General features: G+C 50.5%; 18 protein-coding genes. 9 read left to right on the top strand and 9 right to left on the bottom strand.

Going from position 1 to position 19,154, the window contains the following annotated elements; all coding sequences use genetic code 11:
* Positions 1 to 16: 16 nt before the first annotated feature.
* Together rnhA and METLU_RS0104260 are read right to left on the bottom strand one after the other, a co-directional pair.
* Positions 17 to 463, bottom strand: coding sequence for a ribonuclease HI (rnhA, locus tag METLU_RS0104265; protein WP_027157149.1), 447 nt, complete (start codon positions 461 to 463; stop codon positions 17 to 19).
* On the bottom strand, positions 456 to 1,172 hold the full coding sequence (locus tag METLU_RS0104260; protein ID WP_027157148.1) for a class I SAM-dependent methyltransferase: 717 nt from the start codon (positions 1,170 to 1,172) through the stop codon (positions 456 to 458). The genes rnhA and METLU_RS0104260 overlap by 8 nt, the downstream gene beginning before the upstream one ends.
* A gap of 103 nt (positions 1,173 to 1,275) precedes the next feature.
* Here METLU_RS0104260 and METLU_RS0104255 point away from each other — a divergent pair, with 103 nt between their 5' ends.
* The 3 genes from METLU_RS0104255 to METLU_RS0104245 all read left to right on the top strand — a co-directional run bounded on the left by METLU_RS0104255 (position 1,276) and on the right by METLU_RS0104245 (position 3,729).
* Complete coding sequence (locus METLU_RS0104255) at positions 1,276 to 2,931, top strand: LysM peptidoglycan-binding domain-containing protein (protein ID WP_027157147.1); 1,656 nt, start codon at positions 1,276 to 1,278, stop codon at positions 2,929 to 2,931.
* A 218-nt stretch (positions 2,932 to 3,149) separates the two neighbouring features.
* Positions 3,150 to 3,353 carry a cold-shock protein gene (locus METLU_RS0104250; RefSeq protein ID WP_027157146.1) on the top strand — a complete coding sequence of 68 codons (204 nt, stop codon included), beginning with the start codon at positions 3,150 to 3,152 and terminating at the stop codon, positions 3,351 to 3,353.
* A gap of 49 nt (positions 3,354 to 3,402) precedes the next feature.
* Positions 3,403 to 3,729 (top strand): RNA recognition motif domain-containing protein, encoded by a 327-nt coding sequence (locus METLU_RS0104245; protein WP_407939058.1) that lies wholly within the window; start codon positions 3,403 to 3,405, stop codon positions 3,727 to 3,729.
* A gap of 205 nt (positions 3,730 to 3,934) precedes the next feature.
* Here the strand turns inward: METLU_RS0104245 and METLU_RS0104240 are convergent, their stop codons facing one another.
* Positions 3,935 to 4,432 (bottom strand): DUF421 domain-containing protein, encoded by a 498-nt coding sequence (locus tag METLU_RS0104240; protein WP_027157144.1) that lies wholly within the window; start codon positions 4,430 to 4,432, stop codon positions 3,935 to 3,937.
* Positions 4,433 to 4,444: 12 nt separating this feature from the next.
* The gene (locus tag METLU_RS0104235; protein ID WP_027157143.1) at positions 4,445 to 5,617 is read right to left on the bottom strand and encodes a zinc-dependent alcohol dehydrogenase; all 1,173 of its coding nucleotides are present in this window, start codon (positions 5,615 to 5,617) and stop codon (positions 4,445 to 4,447) included.
* Between the two features lie 311 nt (positions 5,618 to 5,928).
* Between METLU_RS0104235 and METLU_RS0104225 the strand changes: the two genes are divergently transcribed.
* From METLU_RS0104225 to METLU_RS0104200, 6 genes are all read left to right on the top strand, one after another.
* The gene (locus METLU_RS0104225; protein ID WP_027157141.1) at positions 5,929 to 7,338 is read left to right on the top strand and encodes an amino acid permease; all 1,410 of its coding nucleotides are present in this window, start codon (positions 5,929 to 5,931) and stop codon (positions 7,336 to 7,338) included.
* Between the two features lie 353 nt (positions 7,339 to 7,691).
* The gene (locus tag METLU_RS0104220) at positions 7,692 to 9,842 is read left to right on the top strand and encodes an adenosylcobalamin-dependent ribonucleoside-diphosphate reductase (protein ID WP_027157140.1); all 2,151 of its coding nucleotides are present in this window, start codon (positions 7,692 to 7,694) and stop codon (positions 9,840 to 9,842) included.
* 14 nt (positions 9,843 to 9,856) lie between these two features.
* Positions 9,857 to 10,531 (top strand): TSCPD domain-containing protein, encoded by a 675-nt coding sequence (locus METLU_RS0104215; RefSeq protein ID WP_027157139.1) that lies wholly within the window; start codon positions 9,857 to 9,859, stop codon positions 10,529 to 10,531.
* 186 nt (positions 10,532 to 10,717) lie between these two features.
* Positions 10,718 to 11,176 carry a lipase chaperone gene (locus METLU_RS0104210; protein WP_027157138.1) on the top strand — a complete coding sequence of 153 codons (459 nt, stop codon included), beginning with the start codon at positions 10,718 to 10,720 and terminating at the stop codon, positions 11,174 to 11,176.
* A 54-nt stretch (positions 11,177 to 11,230) separates the two neighbouring features.
* Complete coding sequence (locus METLU_RS0104205) at positions 11,231 to 11,596, top strand: helix-turn-helix domain-containing protein (RefSeq protein ID WP_027156756.1); 366 nt, start codon at positions 11,231 to 11,233, stop codon at positions 11,594 to 11,596.
* A complete protein-coding gene (locus tag METLU_RS0104200) occupies positions 11,535 to 12,179 on the top strand; it encodes an IS630 family transposase (RefSeq protein WP_196806481.1) in 645 nt (214 codons plus the stop codon). The genes METLU_RS0104205 and METLU_RS0104200 overlap by 62 nt, the downstream gene beginning before the upstream one ends.
* A 1,096-nt stretch (positions 12,180 to 13,275) precedes the next feature.
* Here METLU_RS0104200 and hpnR read toward each other — a convergent pair.
* The 5 genes from hpnR to METLU_RS0104170 form a co-directional block, all read right to left on the bottom strand.
* Positions 13,276 to 14,826 (bottom strand): hopanoid C-3 methylase HpnR, encoded by a 1,551-nt coding sequence (gene hpnR / locus METLU_RS0104190; protein WP_027157137.1) that lies wholly within the window; start codon positions 14,824 to 14,826, stop codon positions 13,276 to 13,278.
* 681 nt (positions 14,827 to 15,507) lie between these two features.
* A complete protein-coding gene (locus tag METLU_RS0104185; RefSeq protein ID WP_027157136.1) occupies positions 15,508 to 16,104 on the bottom strand; it encodes an ABC-type transport auxiliary lipoprotein family protein in 597 nt (198 codons plus the stop codon).
* The gene (locus METLU_RS0104180; RefSeq protein ID WP_027157135.1) at positions 16,101 to 17,015 is read right to left on the bottom strand and encodes an MlaD family protein; all 915 of its coding nucleotides are present in this window, start codon (positions 17,013 to 17,015) and stop codon (positions 16,101 to 16,103) included. The genes METLU_RS0104185 and METLU_RS0104180 overlap by 4 nt, the downstream gene beginning before the upstream one ends.
* On the bottom strand, positions 17,002 to 17,787 hold the full coding sequence (locus METLU_RS0104175; RefSeq protein WP_027157134.1) for an ABC transporter ATP-binding protein: 786 nt from the start codon (positions 17,785 to 17,787) through the stop codon (positions 17,002 to 17,004). Before METLU_RS0104175 ends, METLU_RS0104180 begins: the two co-directional genes overlap by 14 nt.
* Positions 17,788 to 17,846: 59 nt before the next feature.
* The gene (locus METLU_RS0104170) at positions 17,847 to 18,992 is read right to left on the bottom strand and encodes an MlaE family ABC transporter permease (protein ID WP_027157133.1); all 1,146 of its coding nucleotides are present in this window, start codon (positions 18,990 to 18,992) and stop codon (positions 17,847 to 17,849) included.
* Positions 18,993 to 19,154 lie beyond the last annotated feature (162 nt).

Below are 19,154 nucleotides of genomic sequence, written 5' to 3'. Positions count from 1 at the left end.
CGGGCAGATTGTACGATTAACCTGTTGCCGTTAAAGAATCAATACCAAGATTCGCCAACGCATCTGCCCGCTCATTGCCTTTATCTCCCGAATGTCCCTTTATCCACCGCCATTCTATATCATGGCTCTCAATAGCTGCGTCCAACCTGCGCCACAGATCTTCATTTTTAACCGGTGTTTTAGCCGCGGTTTTCCAACCCCGTTTTTTCCAATTGACCATCCATTCGGTGATTCCCTGCAGTACATATTTTGAATCGATATGAAGCTCGACAGTGCACGGCCTTGTCAGCGCTTCCAAAGCCTGTATGGCGGCCGTCAGTTCCATGCGGTTATTGGTCGTTTCCAACTCTCCCCCATACATTTCCTTGATCTTACCTTTGTATTTGAGTATGACACCCCACCCGCCTGGCCCTGGATTACCGCGACAGGCGCCGTCGGTATATATAGTAACACGGTCAGTCATGTTGATTGGATTCTGTTGGTGAACTTATCGAATTGGCAAAGACCAGTTGGGGGTTTGTCCTTTCCGCAGGAGTTAATGGAATTAAATGATAACGACGTTTTATTGCCTTAACCGCATAGGCCGTCGCTGAAAACGCATGCCGATTGGCATTCAATCTACCATTCGTCGATTTCACCGAATTCAGATTAAAATCCGATGAGAGCGTCACTTCAAAATTCAACAATTTCAGCCAGTCTAATATTCTCGCCCTGGAAATAAAATGCCCACGCCAAGTATCAGCCATTTTCTTGTCCCACAAATACTGATACCTGACCCATAAACTCCAGGGATTAAAATTTAGCACAACCAATAGACCTTCCGGCTTAAGCACGCGCTCCACCTCTCTCATAGTCTGAAACCGATTGGCATCGAACTCTAATAAATGCGGCAGTATGATCATGTCGATACTATTGTTTTGCAGCGGCAGATTATACGATTTGGCCTGAATCCGTCTCGCTTCGTCACTGCCCAAATTTTTGGCGTCGAGCACTGTATAATTTTTGTATAAAGAGCAATCAATAAATTGATTCTCCCAGCCTAACCCGCCGATCTGCAAAATAGTCTGCTTACAGCTGACGGTAATAGCCCGCTGCAAATAGCATTCTTCAAGCTGCCTCAACAGCTTGCCCCTGGGAGTCTCGTAGCAAGCAAACAAAAAATCACGTTTCATTGATCTAGCTCAACAATTTATGGCTTTAAATGGTTTTCAGGGAAGACAAGCTGTACAATAATTTAGTATATTTAAACACAATTAGACTTCACCTCAGGGTTAGATGATGCACATCAATTTTAACAGGTCAGTTAATTTTTTATTTTTTTTGATCCTTTTAATAGCATCAGGTTGCTCAGAGAACACTAAAGATCGCCTGAGCGTGAGTCAAAAACCGCCATTTGTAGGTCAGGAAGATAACAGCTACATATACCACCGCCATAGTGCATTATCCAAAAAAAAGTTTAAAGGATCATTAAACTCTCACAGTAGCGTTTGGGATCGGCTACTGTCTTTATACTCATTGCCCGAAATCGAAAATGAACGTATAGACCGTGAGTTAAACTGGTATCTACAACATCCCGATTACATTGCCAGAGTTCAACAACGTGCAGAACCCTACATGCACCTTATCCTCAATGAAATCGAAGCCAAAAATCTTCCAGGAGAATTGGCATTACTGCCTATAGTTGAAAGTGCTTTTCTACCCGAGGCCTACTCAAAAAGCGCTGCTTCAGGCCTTTGGCAATTTATACCGGCTACGGGCCGTCTCTTCGGTCTTAAGCAAGATTCCTGGTACGATGGCCGTCGCGATGTCTATGCATCGACTAAAGCCGCCACTACTTTTCTCAAACAACTGAATGAGACGTTCGATGGAGACTGGCTACTCGCATTGGCTTCCTATAATTATGGAAAAGGCAATGTAAGAAAAGCCATTGAAAGGAATGAGGATTTATCCCTTCCGACGGATTACTGGTCTTTGAGACTGCCGGAGGAGACGATGGACTATGTCCCTCGGCTGCTGGCTATTGCGAAATTATTTGCCCATGCCGATAAATACCATATCCCTTTGCAATATATCCCGAATAAGCCTTACTTTGAGGTCGTCGACATTAAATCCCAACTGGATTTGGACAAGGCCGCTCAGCTGGCTAATACCCCGCTTAAAGATTTTTTAAAACTCAATCCCGGCTTTAACCGCTGGACCACTGCGCCTGAAGGCCCCCATCGATTATTGGTTCCTGTTGACCAGGCTCAGTCATTCAAAAGGAATCTGGCACTATTACCCGATGAAGATCGGGTTGCCCAACATCGATATTATGAAGAACGAGTACCTCAACATCGTCCCCATGACAAGCAGATCCAGCAAGTAGCTCAGTATCGGCACAAGGTTCATTCAGGAGAAACGCTTACGTCGATTGCCGTCAAAAACCATACAACAACCAAAGCTATCCGACAGGCCAACCATTTGGCCGGCAATACCATTCGCTCCGGCATGATTTTAAAAATTCCTTCATCGGGAAAATCAGCCAATTTCCCGGTTATCGCCAAAGCGTCTAAAAATCACCTCCAAAACAGCCGGACTTATACCGTAAAAAAAGGCGACACATTCTGGAAGATTGGCCAAAACTTTTCGGTTAGCGGCAAAGATATCGCAAGCTGGAACAAACTCACTTTATCAAGCGCATTGACACCTGGCCAAAAACTCACCATTAAAGGCGGCGAACAACAGCTTGTTACCTCATCTTCTGCAGAATCGAATCCATTCCGCCTGATTCATTACACTGTTAAATCGGGCGACTCATTGATGAAAATTTCCCGAAAATTCAATGTGTCGCTTACAGACCTCCGTAAATGGAACTCAGAAATGACGGGCAAATCACTGCGTCCCGGACAAAAAATAAAAATTCTGGTTGATAATAGCCAACCCGCAACCTAAGTACGGCTAAACGGATTGATAGGGGGTAGCTTCTAAAATAATATTGGTGGCTATACCCAGAATTAGTCTCTATAATGCAGAAGCTAGTATGTCATATACGACTACTACTCTAATTTTGCATATTATTCAGCATTTTACAGAAATCCCATTCGCTTTTTCCTTTAAATTGCCCGATATGATCTGCAATCGAACATCTTTTAATTATTGAGGTAATTTACATGGCATTAGGTACTGTTAAATGGTTTAACGAATCAAAAGGATTTGGTTTTATTTCACCTAGCGATGGCAGCGCAGATGTGTTTGTGCATTTTTCTGCAATCTCTGGCGATGGCTATCGCACGCTGAATGAAGGCCAATCAGTCAAGTATGAAGTAGAAAAAGGCCCTAAAGGCCCGCAAGCATCCCAAGTATCCATAGCTTAAGCTTACGATACTTCCTGACTCACAACCTCGATCGACATAAACCGCGGGGTTGTGGCAAATATCGGCCAACCCGGCCAATCAACTCACCCCCGAACTTAGGACATGTCTTTTGAAACGAATTTTTGTAGGAAACTTACCTAGCGACGCCACCGAAGAATCTGTACAAGCTTTATTTTCCCAATATGGAAAAGTCCGATCCATTCAACTGGTTTCGGATATATTTAGCGGTAAATGCCGAGGTTTCGGCTTTATCGGAATGGAAGGCCATGAAGCCAGAGCGGCTATCGCCGGGCTAGACGGCAACCTGTACTGCGGAAAACCTTTAAAAGTTAAATTTGAAGAGTCCGCCGGCGGCAGAAATAGCAGACGCCATTAATACACATCAAGGCAATTTATTTTTCATCTGGCTTGCCGCTTTTTAGATTGCCTATCTATTCATGAAAGACTGCACGGGCTGAAAATGATTTTATCATCGCCCTGCAGTCACTTCATACATGAACCTTTAAGCAGGCGGCCATAATAGCGCCATACATGAAAATCATAGCCACTCTTTCTTCTTTGGGCCTTGAAAACTACTGTCGTCAGAATCTTTTTTTTATTACACTTAGACCTCCGTCGCTCTCCAGATAACACTCCTTGACTTCGTCCGCACTCTCCACGCCCTGTTGACGTATCAAGCTTATCAGTTCTTCCTGCGTGATCATTTCCTGACGCATGTTTCTGCGCAACATTCGGCCATCCTTTATCAACAACAAGGGAGCAGGATGAATAAGTCGTTGAAAAGCTGGAATCTCATGACCTAGCCAATCAAGCAGATAATCCCAAAAACAAATCGTCACAACTAATACGAGACCTTCGGTAACGGACTTATACTCGCCGGCCATACCATTCTGGGCCGCATCAGCAATAAGCACAATCACCAGAACATCGGTGATTCCCAAAGATCCGGCTTCACGCCTTAGCACTCGCAATAAAATGAACAACGCCAGATAAATAAGGGTACCTCGTAAAATGATCTCCAAAATACCCACTGATGGAACAAAAACCGACTTCCAATCAATCTGAAACAAAATGTCCACCGCCTTATCCGTTCATGGTTTTAATACCACTTTAATGCAACCATCCTCCTTGTCGCGAAAAGTCTTGTAAGCCTGAGGACCATCCTCCAGTCCCAGGCGGTGCGTGATCACAAAAGAGGGATCAATCTGGCCATTCTCAATCATCTCCAGTAGCGGCTCAAGATAACGTTGCACATGGGTTTGCCCCATTTTCAAGGTCAAACCTTTGTTCATCGCAGCCCCCATTGGCATATGATCGAGAAGACCGACATAAACACCAGGAATTGAGACAGTTCCTCCCTTGCGGCAGCACATAATCGCTTCACGCAAGGCATGCGGGCGATCAGTCCCTAAATAAAGCGCCGCTTTCGCCTTGTCGATTACGGCGTCGAAGCTGCCGGTACCATGTGCCTCGCAACCGACCGCATCAATGCATCGATCAGGGCCGCGGCCGTTCGTCATCGTCATCAACCGGTCGTAGACATCCTCTTCCTCAAAATCGATGATTTCCGCCTTGCCGTACTCTTGCGCCATGCTCAGGCGTTCCGGCACACGATCGATAGCAATGACGCGGCCGGCGCCGAACATCCAGCAACTCTGAATTACAAACTGCGCCACCGGACCACAGCCCCAGACTGCCACCGTATCTCCAGCCTCAATCTGGGCATTTTCAGCAGCCATGTAACCGGTAGGAAAAATATCGGACAAAAAGAGCACCCTTTCATCGGGCAATCCGGAAGAAATCTTGATCGGTCCGACATCAGCATAAGGCACGCGCAGATATTCCGCCTGACCGCCCGCAAAACCGCCCAGCAAGTGGGAATAACCGAAAATGCCGGCCGGTGAATGCCCCATCACCTTGCGCGCCATATCAGCATTGGGATTAGTGGTGTCGCAGCACGAATAAAGCGTCTTTTCGCAGAAGAAGCAGTGCCCGCATGAAATCGTAAAAGGTATAACGACACGGTCGCCTATTTTTAAAGTACTAACCGCACCACCGACCTCAACGACCTCTCCCATGGGCTCATGCCCCAGTATGTCGCCTGACTCCATGGTAGGCATATAGCCGTCGTAAAGATGAAGATCAGAACCACAAATTGCGGTAGACGTTATTTTCACGATGGCATCCGTAGGCTCAACAATGCTAGGATCGGGAACGGTATCAACGCGTACATCGGATTTGCCATGCCAACAAAGTGCTCTCATAGCAGCGCTCCTGTGTAAATATGTAAACGGGTTGCAAGGCGGCTAGCCTCTGGAATGAACGCAAGCTTAGTTGGATTGAGCCTTCCTGTCGGTACGATGACGTACATAAAATATCGAAGCCCACTGTCAGAAAACAACGCCCTTGCTTTTGCCACAGCCTCGTGTCTAATCACTGCAAGTAAGCACAAAATGACATTCGGGTTTGTCGTTATCCTGCTTTCCTGCACTATAATTAGTGCCCATTGCAGATAAGGCTTCTGCCAATGCCCAACCTCTTCAAATTGCAATAAAAAAAGCTCCGGGAACCCTATATGTCGCTGCAAATTTTTCGCACTAAACACCTCTCGCCCGATGATCAATCAGATACCGGCCTTCATCGCTGCTTATCGGCATGGGATCTCGCCTTGCTGGGCATTGGCGCCATCATCGGTACCGGCATTTTCGTTCTGACCGGGATTGCCGCCGCGACGCAATCCGGTCCCGCTGTCATACTGTCGTTCGTCATAGCGGGGCTGGCCTGTACATTTGCCGCGCTGGCTTATGCGGAGCTGTCCGCCGCCATCGGAGGATGCGGCAGCGCTTATGGCTACAGTTATGTGGCATTCGGCGAGTTGTTTGCCTGGATTATCGGTTGGGATTTATTGCTCGAATACGGTATTTCAGTGGCGGCCGTCGCTAACGGCTGGTCCGGTTATTTCAACAACGCCATGACGGCCATCGGCCTGCCGCTGCCGGAGATGCTGACTAAAGCGCCCAAACTGGGAGGACTGATCAATCTGCCGGCCTCGGCCATTATTCTGCTCCTGATGGGTTTACTGATCATGGGCGTCAAGCATAGCGCCAGAACCAACAATGCCATGGTGTTCGTCAAGCTGATCACCATAACCGTATTCATCGCCGTTGCCGTGTTCAACGTCAACCCGGACAACTGGAGTCCTTTCATGCCTTACGGCTGGTTTGAGACATTGCCCGACGGCAAGACGACCGGCGTTCTGGCCGGCGCTTCGCTGGTGTTTTTCGCCTATGTCGGTTTCGATGCCGTTTCCACCGCCGCCGAAGAAGCCAAAGATCCCCAGCGCGACCTGCCCTTTGGCATTGTCGCCTCACTGATCTTCTGCACCATCATCTATATTGTCGTATCCGGCCTGCTGACCGGCGTCGTGCCTTATACCGACCTGAACGTCTCATCACCCGTGGCGCATGCCCTGAGCCTGATTGGCATTAACTGGGCATCAGCGCTGATCGCAACCGGCGTCATCGCGGGACTTACAACGGTGATGCTGGTGCTTTACTATGCCCTGACGCGCATCATCTTCGCCATGTCGCGCGATGGCCTGCTTTCGTCTTTCTTTTCCGAGGTCAACCCCAAAACACAAACGCCGGTGCGCGTGATTGTGATGTGCGGCGTCGTCATGTCGCTCATCGCCGGCTTCATGCCGCTTGGCGATCTGGCGGAACTGGTCAATATCGGCACACTGGCCGCGTTCGTGCTGGTATGTCTGGGCGTACTCATCCTGCGCATCGCCAAACCGGACATGCACCGCCCGTTCCGCACGCCGTTCAGCCCTTTGTTTCCGGTACTGGGCATGTTGTCTTGCGGTGCCCTCATGGCCTTTCTGCCCGCTCTCACCTGGTTGCGCTTCATTCTCTGGCTGACCCTTGGCCTGATCATTTATTTCGTCTATTCGATGCGCCACAGTAAATTGGCAAAATCCGCCTAAACCGCGCAGCCTCTCATCGTCTGCCTTGCAAAAAGCAGACGATGACTTCCACGGCCTCACTCGCTGGCCCGTTCACAATCAATATTCTGAACACTTACCTGAAATATCTTCTCTAATTTTTAATCAACTGCTTCTGAATCTTAAAACCCATAGAAACAGAATCCCTACATTAAAAAACCGTCTTCCTGCAAGCATTTTTTAATCATGCAAAAACACATTATTTTCTCGATTAACCACTATATGTTGTGTTATCCTAATCAGAAATCACTACATATCGATGATCAAGCACAAGTTGCCCGCAAAAGCAACGGCCTGTTTTCATCCTTTTACACAACTACCGCAGGGACTTATCCATGACAGCCAAACTCCATGTCGTCGCCAATGCCGTGACCGAAATACCGTTCCAGGATGCCTCGATAGACATCTGGGATACGAAATATCGCTTAAAGACCAAAGAAGGCATCGCTATCGATGCCACAATGGACGAGACGTACCAAAGGGTGGCCAGAGCACTGTCTGAAGCGGAAAAAGGCAAGGCCAAACAAGAACAGTACTACAAGGAATTCCTGTGGGCGCTGCGCCAGGGCGTCATACCGGCAGGCCGCATCATTTCCAATGCCGGCGCACTGGAACACAAACCCGCCACCTCGACGATCAACTGCACCGTTTCCGGCACGATCGCCGATTCGATGGACGATATCCTGCGCAAAGTGCATGAGGCCGGATTGACCCTGAAGGCCGGCTGCGGGATCGGCTATGAATTCTCGACCCTCCGGCCCAAAAACGCCTACGTGTCCGGCGCCGGCGCTTATACGTCCGGCCCGCTGTCGTTCATGGACATCTATGACAAGATGTGTTTTACCGTGTCCTCGGCCGGCGGCCGGCGCGGCGCACAGATGGCCACCTTCGATGTCGGCCATCCCGACGTCGTCGAATTCATCCGCGCCAAACGCGAAGACGGCCGCCTGCGCCAGTTCAATCTGTCACTGCTGATCACGGCGGAATTTGTCGAAGCCGTTAAAAACGACAAACCGTGGCCGCTGTCATTCCCCGTTACCGAAAAAGAACTCAAACTGGACAAGCTCGACCTGAACAACCCCGAACAGATCATCTGGCGCGACCTGCCCGGCAAGGACGGCTATATCGTCAACGAAGATGGCCTAGTCGCCTGCCGAGTCACGAAAACGATCCCCGCGCGCCGCCTGTGGGACATCATCATGAGTTCCACTTACGACTACGCCGAGCCCGGATTCATCCTGATCGACAAGGTCAACGAAATGAACAACAACTGGTTCTGCGAAAAAATCCGCGCAACCAACCCTTGCGGTGAACAACCGCTGCCGCCTTACGGCAGCTGCCTGTTGGGCTCCATCAACCTGACCCGTTTCGTCAAGAAACCGTTTACCAGTGAAGCGCATTTCGACTGGGACACTTACCGCAAAGCCATCCGCGTCTTCACGCGCATGCTCGATAACGTCGTCGAAATCAACGGCCTGCCCCTGCAGCAGCAGCAAAATGAAATCCTCGGCAAGCGCCGTCACGGCATGGGCTATCTGGGCCTGGGCTCTACCGTTACCATGCTGGGCATGAAATACGGCGATGAGCGTTCCCTGCAATTCACCGAAGAAGTGACCAAAATCCTGGCCGTGGAAGGCTGGAAGGAAAGTCTCTCACTGGCCAAGGAAAAAGGCCCGGCCCCGATCATGGAGCAGATGTTCACCGTCACCGGCGAAATGCTGCACAAACGCCCCGAGATGGCTGCCGACGGTTACAAAGTCGGCGACCAGGTGCCGGGCAAACTGCTGCACTCCAAGTACAGCCGCTACATGCAGCAACTGGCCCAGGTTGAACCCGAACTGGTCGCGCAACTGATCGAGACCGGCGCGCGCTTTACGCACCACAGCTCGATTGCGCCTACCGGCACGATCTCGCTGTCGCTGGCCAACAACGCCAGCAACGGCATCGAGCCGAGCTTTGCGCACCACTATTCGCGCAACGTCATCCGCGCCGGCAAAAAATCCAAAGAAAAAGTCGATGTCTATTCCTTCGAACTGCTGGCCTACCGCGCGCTGGTCAATCCCAACGCGATGCCTTACAGCGCAGAAGCAGACCAGCAACTGCCGGACTATTTCATAGCCGCCGACGACATTAGCCCTAAGCAGCATGTCGACATCCAGGCCGCCGCGCAGAAATGGATCGACTCGTCGATCTCCAAAACCGCCAACGTACCGACCGATTATCCGTATGAAGACTTCAAGTCGATTTATGAATACGCCTATGACAAAGGGCTGAAAGGCTGCACGACGTTCCGCTTTAACCCTGAAGTATTCCAGGGCGTTCTGGTCAAGGAATCGGATCTGGAAAACACCACCTACCAATTCACGCTCGAAGACGGCCATGTGATCGAATTGAAAGGTAATGAAGAAGTGGAATACGACGGCGAAACCCACACCGCCGCCAACCTGTTTGACGCCCTGAAAGAAGGCTACTACGGCAAGTTTTAATCGAGATTACAGACATGATACTGAAAATAAACAAAAAAATCGTCGGCTACAAAGTCCTGACCAAAGACACTACCGAAGCCGCCAAGCAGGAAGAACAGCATGCGCTGGAGCGCATGCACGAAAACGTCGAGCGCCCCGAAGTGCTGGTAGGCTCCACCTACAAGATCAAGACGCCGCAGTCGGAACATGCCCTGTACATCACCATCAACGACATCATCCTGAACCAGGGCACGGAGCACGAAGAGCGCCGCCCTTACGAAATCTTCATCAACTCCAAGAACATGGAGCATTTCCAGTGGGTGCTGGCGTTGACGCGCGTTATCTCGGCCGTATTCAGAAAAGGCGGCGACGCCTGCTTCCTGGTCGAAGAGCTGAAAGCGGTATTCGACCCGCGCGGCGGCTACTTCAAGAAAGGCGGCGTGTTCATGCCGTCACTGGTCGCCGAAATCGGCTACGCCATCGAATCGCACCTGAAGCACATCGGCATGATCAAGCCGGAAGCGATGAGCGATCACCAGAAACAGTTTCTGGAAGAAAAGCGCCGCGAGTTCGAAGCCCAGCATGGCGAATCGGAAGGCCAGGCGTTTCCTGAAAAAGCCGTGCTCTGCACCAAATGCAGCACCAAGGCTATGGTGCTGATGGATGGGTGTATGACTTGTTTGAATTGTGGGGAGAGTAAGTGTGGGTGATGGGAATAGGCTTTGTAACGGCATGAAGTAGATTATCTAATTTCGGATCGCCCTTGCTGAGCTTAAATTGAATAAAGAACGACTTTTAAAAATAATGCTGGATAACATACTTAATTTGCATGTTATCCAGATCCTGATAATCACTTGTTATACGCCCGGCGAGATTGATTGCCACTAAGGGATATTATGAAAAAAATTCTAGACTCTGTAACGATATTCAATACAGGAATGTCATTTATTGATTGGGCTTGGAAAATACTAACTATTGTTGTTATTGGCGGCGGGGGTACAGTTGGTGGTTTTTTAGCTTCCGACTCACCATTCTTCAAAGAACTAGGAATGCTCGCTTGGGTTTCCATAGGCTTTGTATGTGCGATGTTAATAGCAATAATTTTCTACTTAATTAAATCAGCAGAAAATCAATCTGCTCAAGCTGAATATACCCGTATAGTTAGTCAACCTAAAAGCCATGTTAACCCACTTCAAGAAAGCTTTAAGGAACTAGTCATTCCAGTGGAAGAGCTAAGAGTTCCAGGTGCTCAAGTTCACGAAAACAAGCATTTTAAGCGATGCTCCTTTGTCGGCCCGGCTGCTCTCGCGTTAATGGGTGGCAGTTTTATCCGTACTAGAGCAATTATCTTTTAGATAAAAACATGATATAAACTAACCTCTTGTTAAACGAAATGAGCCATTTTTATCATGCCCAAGCCTTATTCCGAAGATTTACGCAGCCGGGTGGCTGAAGCGGTTGCCGCAGGCCACACCGTGCGGGCCGTGGCTTTACAATACAAAGTCAGTCCGGCCTTTGTCTGCCGAATGCACGCCTTGTGGCGTGAAACCGGAGCCGTTCAAGGCAAGCCCTTTGGCGGCTACAGACGCTCGCGGCTGGAACCTTATGAAGCCGCCATCAAGGAACAGTTAGCGAGTAGTCCGTCGATGACCTTGCAGGAACTGCAGGCTTGGCTGGGACGCGAACACAGCCTAAGTGTTTCGATCTCGGCCATTGATAAGTTTATTAGGCGCAAGCTGGGCTATCGCTATAAAAAAAACGCTGGTCGCCAGTGAGCAGCAACGCGCAGATGTCGCGATGGCCCGAGAGCAATGGCAAGCCTGGCAGCAAACCTGCGATCTGTCAAAGTTGGTGTTTCTGGATGAAACGGGCGTCTCCACGAACATGATCCGTCGCTATGGCCGGGCCTTGGGTGGCGCCCGCTGTCGGGATGCGGCACCGGCAGGCCATTGGCAAACCCTGACCTTCATTGCCGGCTTGCGTGCCGACCGGCTCACCGCGCCCTGGTGTCTGGACCAGGCCATGACGGGCGAAGCCTTCAAGGAATATCTGCGCTCGCAACTGGGACCGACCTTGAAGCCCGGCGACATCGTCATCTGTGACAATCTGTCCGCCCATAAGGTGGCGGAAGTCCAGTCCATTGTTGAAGCGCACGGGGCGACGATCCAATATCTGCCGCCCTATAGTCCTGAGCTGAATCCGATCGAGCAAGTCTTCGCCAAACTGAAGGCGTTGCTGCGCAAGGCCGCCGAGCGCACTTACGACAAGCTCTGGCAACTCATTGGTAAGCTGTTGGATGAGTTTCAAGCGGATGAGTGCCTCAATCTCTTCAGGCATTCAGGCTATGTTTCTACGTAATAGATAATTGCTCTAGTTTCAATGAAACAGGGGACATTATTCCGCTTCCAGATAATACGTTGCTAACTGGAATTATAGTTTTAAAAAATTGTACGGTAGAGGACTGTAAATTTTATAGAACAACGCTAATGGTTAGTGAAGATCAAGCAAGCGCAATGGTTCAAGCTATCTTAGGTATGCGAGTTGCGGGTAGATAGGCTTATAATCGGGTAACCGGAGGTAACTAGCCCCCAGTCCCCACACCACCCTGCATGCGGCTCCGCACAGGGCGGTTCATCAACCGTAATGAAATGCAATCCAGCCCTCCCGTAGCGAGAACAGGCCTTGTTGTTTCAGATATTTCACACGCTCCGGCGTGGGAATGCATCTCCAGACGCTCTGCGTCGACTTGCAAAAAACAATGATTCGCTAACGCGAAGCCTGATCTAACGCCGGTTCCCGCACCGGCGGGCGGGTTTCTTTCTTTTGCGCGGCCAAAAGAAAGAAACCAAAGAAAAGGCCGCCCGGATGCCGCTTGCTTCCTGCGTTCCTCAATTTCGACGGGGGTTGCCGAAAGGGGCTCCTGCCCCTTCGTCAACGTGCGGCATCCCTGCCGCACCCCTTCGGGCTATTCCCGTCGAAATCTCCGGTACTCGGCGCGGCATACGGGATTAGTCCCGCTCCCTACCCTATGATTTATCCGAATGATCAGCCTGGTAAGGTACACATCACATACCTTTTGGGGTTTAATTCACCAAAAAAATTTTGAAAATGATACGCATGGCCGTATGGCGGATGAATTGCAGGGTGGATTTACCTTGGCAATCCACCAACAACCGGAGTCTTAAAACCATAATGTGCCACAATAGTAGCAGCAAGAAGCAGAGAGACGAAGCTAGCAGACGCTTTTGGGCGTCCGTTTGCTCGAATTGCTGAACTTGAACGAAAACCAGCCCTGTAGAATACTACAGCCGGACGGGGCATGTTGCCCCGTCCGAAACGTTTTGCATTGATTAAATGTAGGCGCTTGGCTCAGACATCACAGAACCGTCAGGAACGGGGTTGCAAACCCCGTTCCGCCAGAGGTACGCGGTGCGTACCCTACGTTCTTTTCGACTCAATCCACGCCCCTGCTTTTATCGACAAACTGCTCGGTTTCATCATCCAGTTGCCGACTGGCGCGCCCCAAGGGTTCATGGATATAAAGGGATTTCGAAAGGGCCTTGGCATTGGCGAATTTTACATCGCGCACCGGCGGTTTCATTTGATACTTGACCGGCATGCGGTGGTCGTCCAACTGAAGCGCGGGGTTGAAGACTTTGTCGAACTTGAAGAGATTGCTGACGAAATTGGTCTGGCCGCGTATTAAATGGCCGCCGATAATCCTGGCGACATCGCGCACAGCCGCCCAGCCCATATGTTTGGTGAACATCACCCGCTGGGTTTCAACCAGTTCCGCGTAAAACTCGTCGATCGGCAGGCGGGTCGGCAGCACCGCATGCTGGATATCGAATAACCGGTAATCCCGGGTCATGAGATTGCGTGATTCAGTCAACCAGCTTTCGGTGCCCGGATAAGGCGTATTGACGCTGATATTGACGATCTCCGGCACTTCCCTGCACCATTCCCTGACGACGCGGAAGCGTTCATGGTCCCAGTCCGTATCGGCGATGATATTGATGGCGACATTGATGCCCAGGGACCTCGCGAATTCCAACGCTTCGAAGTTGCGGCTCAAATCGATGCGCTTACGGTATTTTTCCAGCCCCTCGGCATCGATCGATTCGATGCCCAGAAACATATAACTCATGCCGAGTTCCTTCCAGAGCCTGAAGACATCCTTGTTGCGCAGCAGCACGTCGCCGCGGGTTTCCAGGTAATACTCTTTCCTGATGCCTTTCCGGGCCAGCGCCTCGCCGATTTCAAAGCCCATTTTTTCCTGAATGAACGCCACGTCATCGACAATAAAAACGCCGGGCTCGCGAATGCGCTGCATTTCCTCGACGACTTTTTCAGGACTCAGCACGCGATAACTGCGTCCATAAAAAGTCCAGGCGCTACAGAACGAGCAGTCCCACGGACAACCTCTGGAAAATTCGATCGACGCGCACGGGTCCATCGTGCCCAGGAAATATTTCTTGCGGTGTTTGATCAAGTCCCGCGCCGGCGACACATTGTTCAGGTCGGGCATAAAGGTCGGTTGCCCGCCCTGGCCTTTCATGGTCACGACGCCCGGCACGCAGTGAACATTTTCCCGATCTTCCCTGATGGCCTGTAGCAATAACGGAAGCCCTGATTCGCCTTCGCCTTTTAGAATCGCATCGATTTTGCACTCGCCGTGCTCCAGTAGTTCTTCCGCCGTAAATGAAGCGCTATGGCCGCCGATAAAGACAAAACTGTGCGGCAACCGGTCTTTAGCGGCTTTGGCAAGATCGATCACTTCCGGCACATTGGCCAGATAATTCAATGAAAAAGCGATGATGTCGGGTTGCCAGTCATCGAGCAGACGGTACAGATCCTGATGCGACTCCACCTGCAAATCGATCAGGCGAACCTGATAACCCTGCCGGCGGGCCGTATCGGCAACCTGCTCCAAACCGAGCGGTTCCAGGCGCAGGAACACTTTGGTGTACATGAGTGGACTGGGATGAACGGCAAGAAACTTCATAATAACTCCTTATTATTAGGTCATCGCGACTCGCAACAATCCATGCCACTTTCAGCATAAACGCGCGCTTGAAATATAGTATCGATTCAATATAAAAAACCTGGCCATAGCGGTCAAATTTAAATAGATTGCTTTCTCATCGACAAAGGCATTGAGAAATATGACAATAAGTCGGATTTTTTGCTCCTTGCAAAAATCCCCATGAGCTTAATGGTACTCAATGCGTACCCTACAAAAATTGTCCTGGCAGCCATTAAAAATTTCCAGTTGCCAAACGCATAACCAAGCCGCTCAATAACAGCAACTATCAATAAAATTGAAACAATCTGTCAATAATGAGCCATATTGTCAACCATACCTTATCTGCGTATAGTATGCGCCAACTGACAGCGAGATTTACTGCTGAGCCTTTCAGGCATTTTTTAAGCCAATATTAAAGAATCCTTTTTATAATTTATTGGCCCATGAAAATTTATTCTGCCTGTCTGCAACCCTATTTTTGCAAGGATCGATTTTTCGGCGCCTTGCCGAGATCGAGGCTGAAAAGCCCGTCTCCACCCGTTTCATATACCTCCTCGGACTATGGAAATTCAGAACCTACCATAATTCTGTATTCTTTATACCTCCCGCTGCCTTTGGCTCCGGGAGGTTTTTTTTGTCCGCCGATAAGCATTCCCTGCCCTACTGTGCAGAAGAGATATCATTCCGCCCATCTCTTTTAGCCGTGTCAGGCAACTTGGCCAGCCAAGCCTGTATCTTGCCTTCCGCCTGTTGGACCAGTTCGGCGAAAGCCGTTACCGCGCCCGATGCATCAGCCGTTTGGGTCGCCTGTTCCAGGCGAAATTCCTGAGCGCCAAGCAGGCGTTTGTCATCAGGCGAATAGGCTTCCAGATAAAAACGCATGATGGCACGAGCCCGGTCAGATGACTCAAACTGCTGCTCAAAGTCCAGCAAACGGATATTCAACAAATAATTCAGCGACGTTGTACTGCCAATCAGCTGCTGCTCCAGCAATTCCGGAGGCGCGGCAATCCAGCGGTCCAGTGCATAAAACCTTACCTGGGTCGGCGCCGCGTAGAGTAGCCGGTAACGGATGCGATTGTCCCATAGCCACTTGGGCGCGGTAATCTTGACGGCCGGCTTGGCGGATTGTCTGCTTTCATGCCGGGAATAAGGAACTCCGAAGTCATGCAGCGCGGGCTGCGGCTGCTTGGGTGCGATGCTGCAACCGGCGCTAATCATAATAATGGGCAGTAATAATATGCCTGAGTATTTCATTTCGGCTCCTTATAGCCGGGTTCGCCCGGGCCGGGTTCTGGTTCAGCCGGCCCCAACAGCAAGCTTTGAGGGTTGTTTTCGAGCATCGTGGCTACGCGCTTAACCTGCGTTGTCGTCGATTGCAATTCGGACAGCAGATCGTTAATTTTCGGCAACGTCGTTTGCAATAAAAGATCACCGGTTGTTTGGCCCTTATCGGCAAGGCTTTCCGCTTTATTGCTGAGCGTTTGCACATTGCGGGTTAACAGCTTTAGATCGTCAGTCAAGGCATTGATATGTGTTAATGTCTTTTGGGCGTCGGCGCTTAACGCCGGAACACCGGCCAACGCTTTATCCACGGCCATTTGCAAATCGGAAAACTTGGCGGTCAAGGTATTGAAATTATCAAGAATTTCGCTGATATTTTTTTCGTTTTCTTCATTCAGCAATGAGTTAAGACGGCCCATGATCTGCTCGGCTTTTTTAAGAAGGTCTTCGCCCGAAAGCATCAGCTTGTCGGTCAAGGAAGGCACTAAGGGAATGCGTGTCATGGGATCATTGCCGGGCGGCAAAACCTCCTGAACTTTACCGTCATCCTGTAATTCGATCTGAGTCAAGCCGGTGACGCCTTTTAACCGCAAAGTGGCGTATACGCCTTTGGTCAGCGTGATGTCTTTGTCGACTTCAATCGGCACCAGGATGGTACCGAAATCTTTCGGATCAAACTGGATCTTCCGTACTTTGCCCACGGCAATGCCACGGTAAAACACCGTGGATTCGGGATTGAGGCCGGAAACGGATTGACGTGTTGAGATTACATACAAATCGCGTTCACGCTCAAAATGGCCTATCCAGTAGATCACGACCACGGTAGCTGTAATTAAAGCCACCAAAAACAGGCCGGTCATCAATGCGTGGTTATTTTTGCCCATGCGTAGTCTCTTGAAATTGAAATACCCGCTCAGCGCGTCTATTGTGAAAAAATTGCTCGACAAAAGGATGTTTGCTGCTCAAGACCGTAGCCAGCGGCCCGAATGCGACCAGTTGATGATCGGCCAGCACCGCGACTTGCGTGCATAAATCCCTCAATATATCCAGATCATGCGTCACCATGACGACCGTGAATTTGAGCTCGCGATGCAGTCCCGATAACAGCTCGACAAAGTCCTCGCTGGAAATAGGGTCCAGCCCCGAGGTCGGCTCGTCCAGCAGCAGCAACGGCGGCTCAACGATCAGCGCACGGGCAAGCGCGACCCGTTTGGTCATGCCGCCGGACAAATCGGCCGGTTTCAGCCAGGCATCCCTGGCCGCCAGCCCTACGTTTTCCAGTTTCATGAAGACCAGATGCCTGATCAATTCTTCGTCACGAATGCCCAGTTCGCGCAATGGGAAGGCAATGTTTTCGAAGACATCCAGCACGCTGAACAATGCGCCTTTCTGAAACAGCACGCCGCAATTGTTGCGCAACCGCAGTTCGCTACCGGGCGTAATATTGGTCAAAGACTGCCCCATCACGGACACCTCGCCCTGAGTGGGTATTTGCAGGCCGATGATCTCGCGCAACAAAACCGTCTTGCCGGAACCCGACGCGCCCACCAACCCCAGAATCTGGCCTTGCGGCAAGCAAAGATTGATATCCTTATGGACGGCCTTATCGCCGAAGCTGGTCCAGACGTGTTCCAGCCGTATCGCGCATGGCGGCATGGATGTGCCGGCGTCTGCGGGTGACTCAATGGTCGCTGGAGCATTTGTCGGGAGCTCGGTCATGGCATGCCCACATTCATAAACAGGATCGCGAATACGGCATCGACCATAATAACCACGGTAATCGCGGCTACTACGGAATTGGTCGTCTCGAAGCCAAGACTTTCGGTGTTGGGCTGGATGCGAAATCCGAAATGGCAGGCGATCAACGCTATCATCAAACCGAATACGACGCTCTTGCCCAGCCCGATAAAAACATTGAGCAGCGGCACCACATCGGGCAATTTGAGAAAAAACTGCTGGTAACTGATATCCAGCGTATTCTGCGCCGAAACCATGCCGCCGACCAGCGCCATGGCACTGGTCCAGACGCTCAGCAGAGGCATTGAAATCGCCAGCGCCGCCACTTTGGGCAGAATCAAACGCATGGAGTGGGAAATGCCCATTGCGGACAGCGCATCCAGTTCCTCGGTAACGCGCATGATGCCGATCTGCGCGGTCATGGCCGAACCGGATCGGCCGGCGACCAGAATGGCCGCGAGCAATGGCCCCAACTCGCGAATAACGCTCAGGCCCAGAATATCGATAATATAAATCTCGGCCCCGAACAACTTTAATTGCAGCGCCGACAGATAACTGAGCACAATGCCGATCAGAAAACCGACCAATGCCGTAATGCCCAGAGCCCGAACGCCCGCTTCATAAATCGTGTCTGAGATCTCGGGCCAGGGAACAGCGCGCGGACGCCGCAGCAAATAAGCTATATCGAGCGCCAGCTGGCCCAATAACATGATCAGGTCCAGCAGTTGAAGCCAGAAGCTCCCAATCGTTCGCTGCAGATAACGGGATATCAGGAGCGACCGGGAACTCTTGGGCTCGGGTTCTATAATTTTAAGCTGCCGTGATTGCCAGCGCTCGAACAGGCGCTGATGCTCCGGCCGTACCCTGAGCGCCGCCGGCATCCGTTCCCCCCAATCCTGCCAGAGAACCAAGGCCGTGCCGCTGTCGAGTACATCAACCGCGTGCATGTCCCATTGCATAGTCTGGTCACCGGCATACTTCTTGAGTTTATGTCGCAATAGAGGCGCCATCGCCAGATTGCGTAGCGTCCAGTTGCCTGACAATTTGATCACTTTATTGCCGTCCTTTTGCTTATGGACTTTCAGCAGTGCTGGAGAATCCGGATGTATTGCGGCATCAGTCATAGATAATTTACGGTAGCAAACAAAAATTTTTCCTTAAATACATACGCCGGCTTGATTATACCTTGCTCGAAACGGTATGACGCACAACTGACGTTAAAAAGCTAAGCTCATGCTCAATAGCGGACTTTACCTGTGTTATAGTAAAAAACATGAGCATTAGCG

Origin of the sequence: Methylobacter luteus IMV-B-3098 (assembly GCF_000427625.1) — a bacterium.
Classification (GTDB): Bacteria; Pseudomonadota; Gammaproteobacteria; order Methylococcales; family Methylomonadaceae; genus Methylobacter; species Methylobacter luteus.
This window is presented reverse-complemented; position numbering and strand designations above follow the sequence as displayed.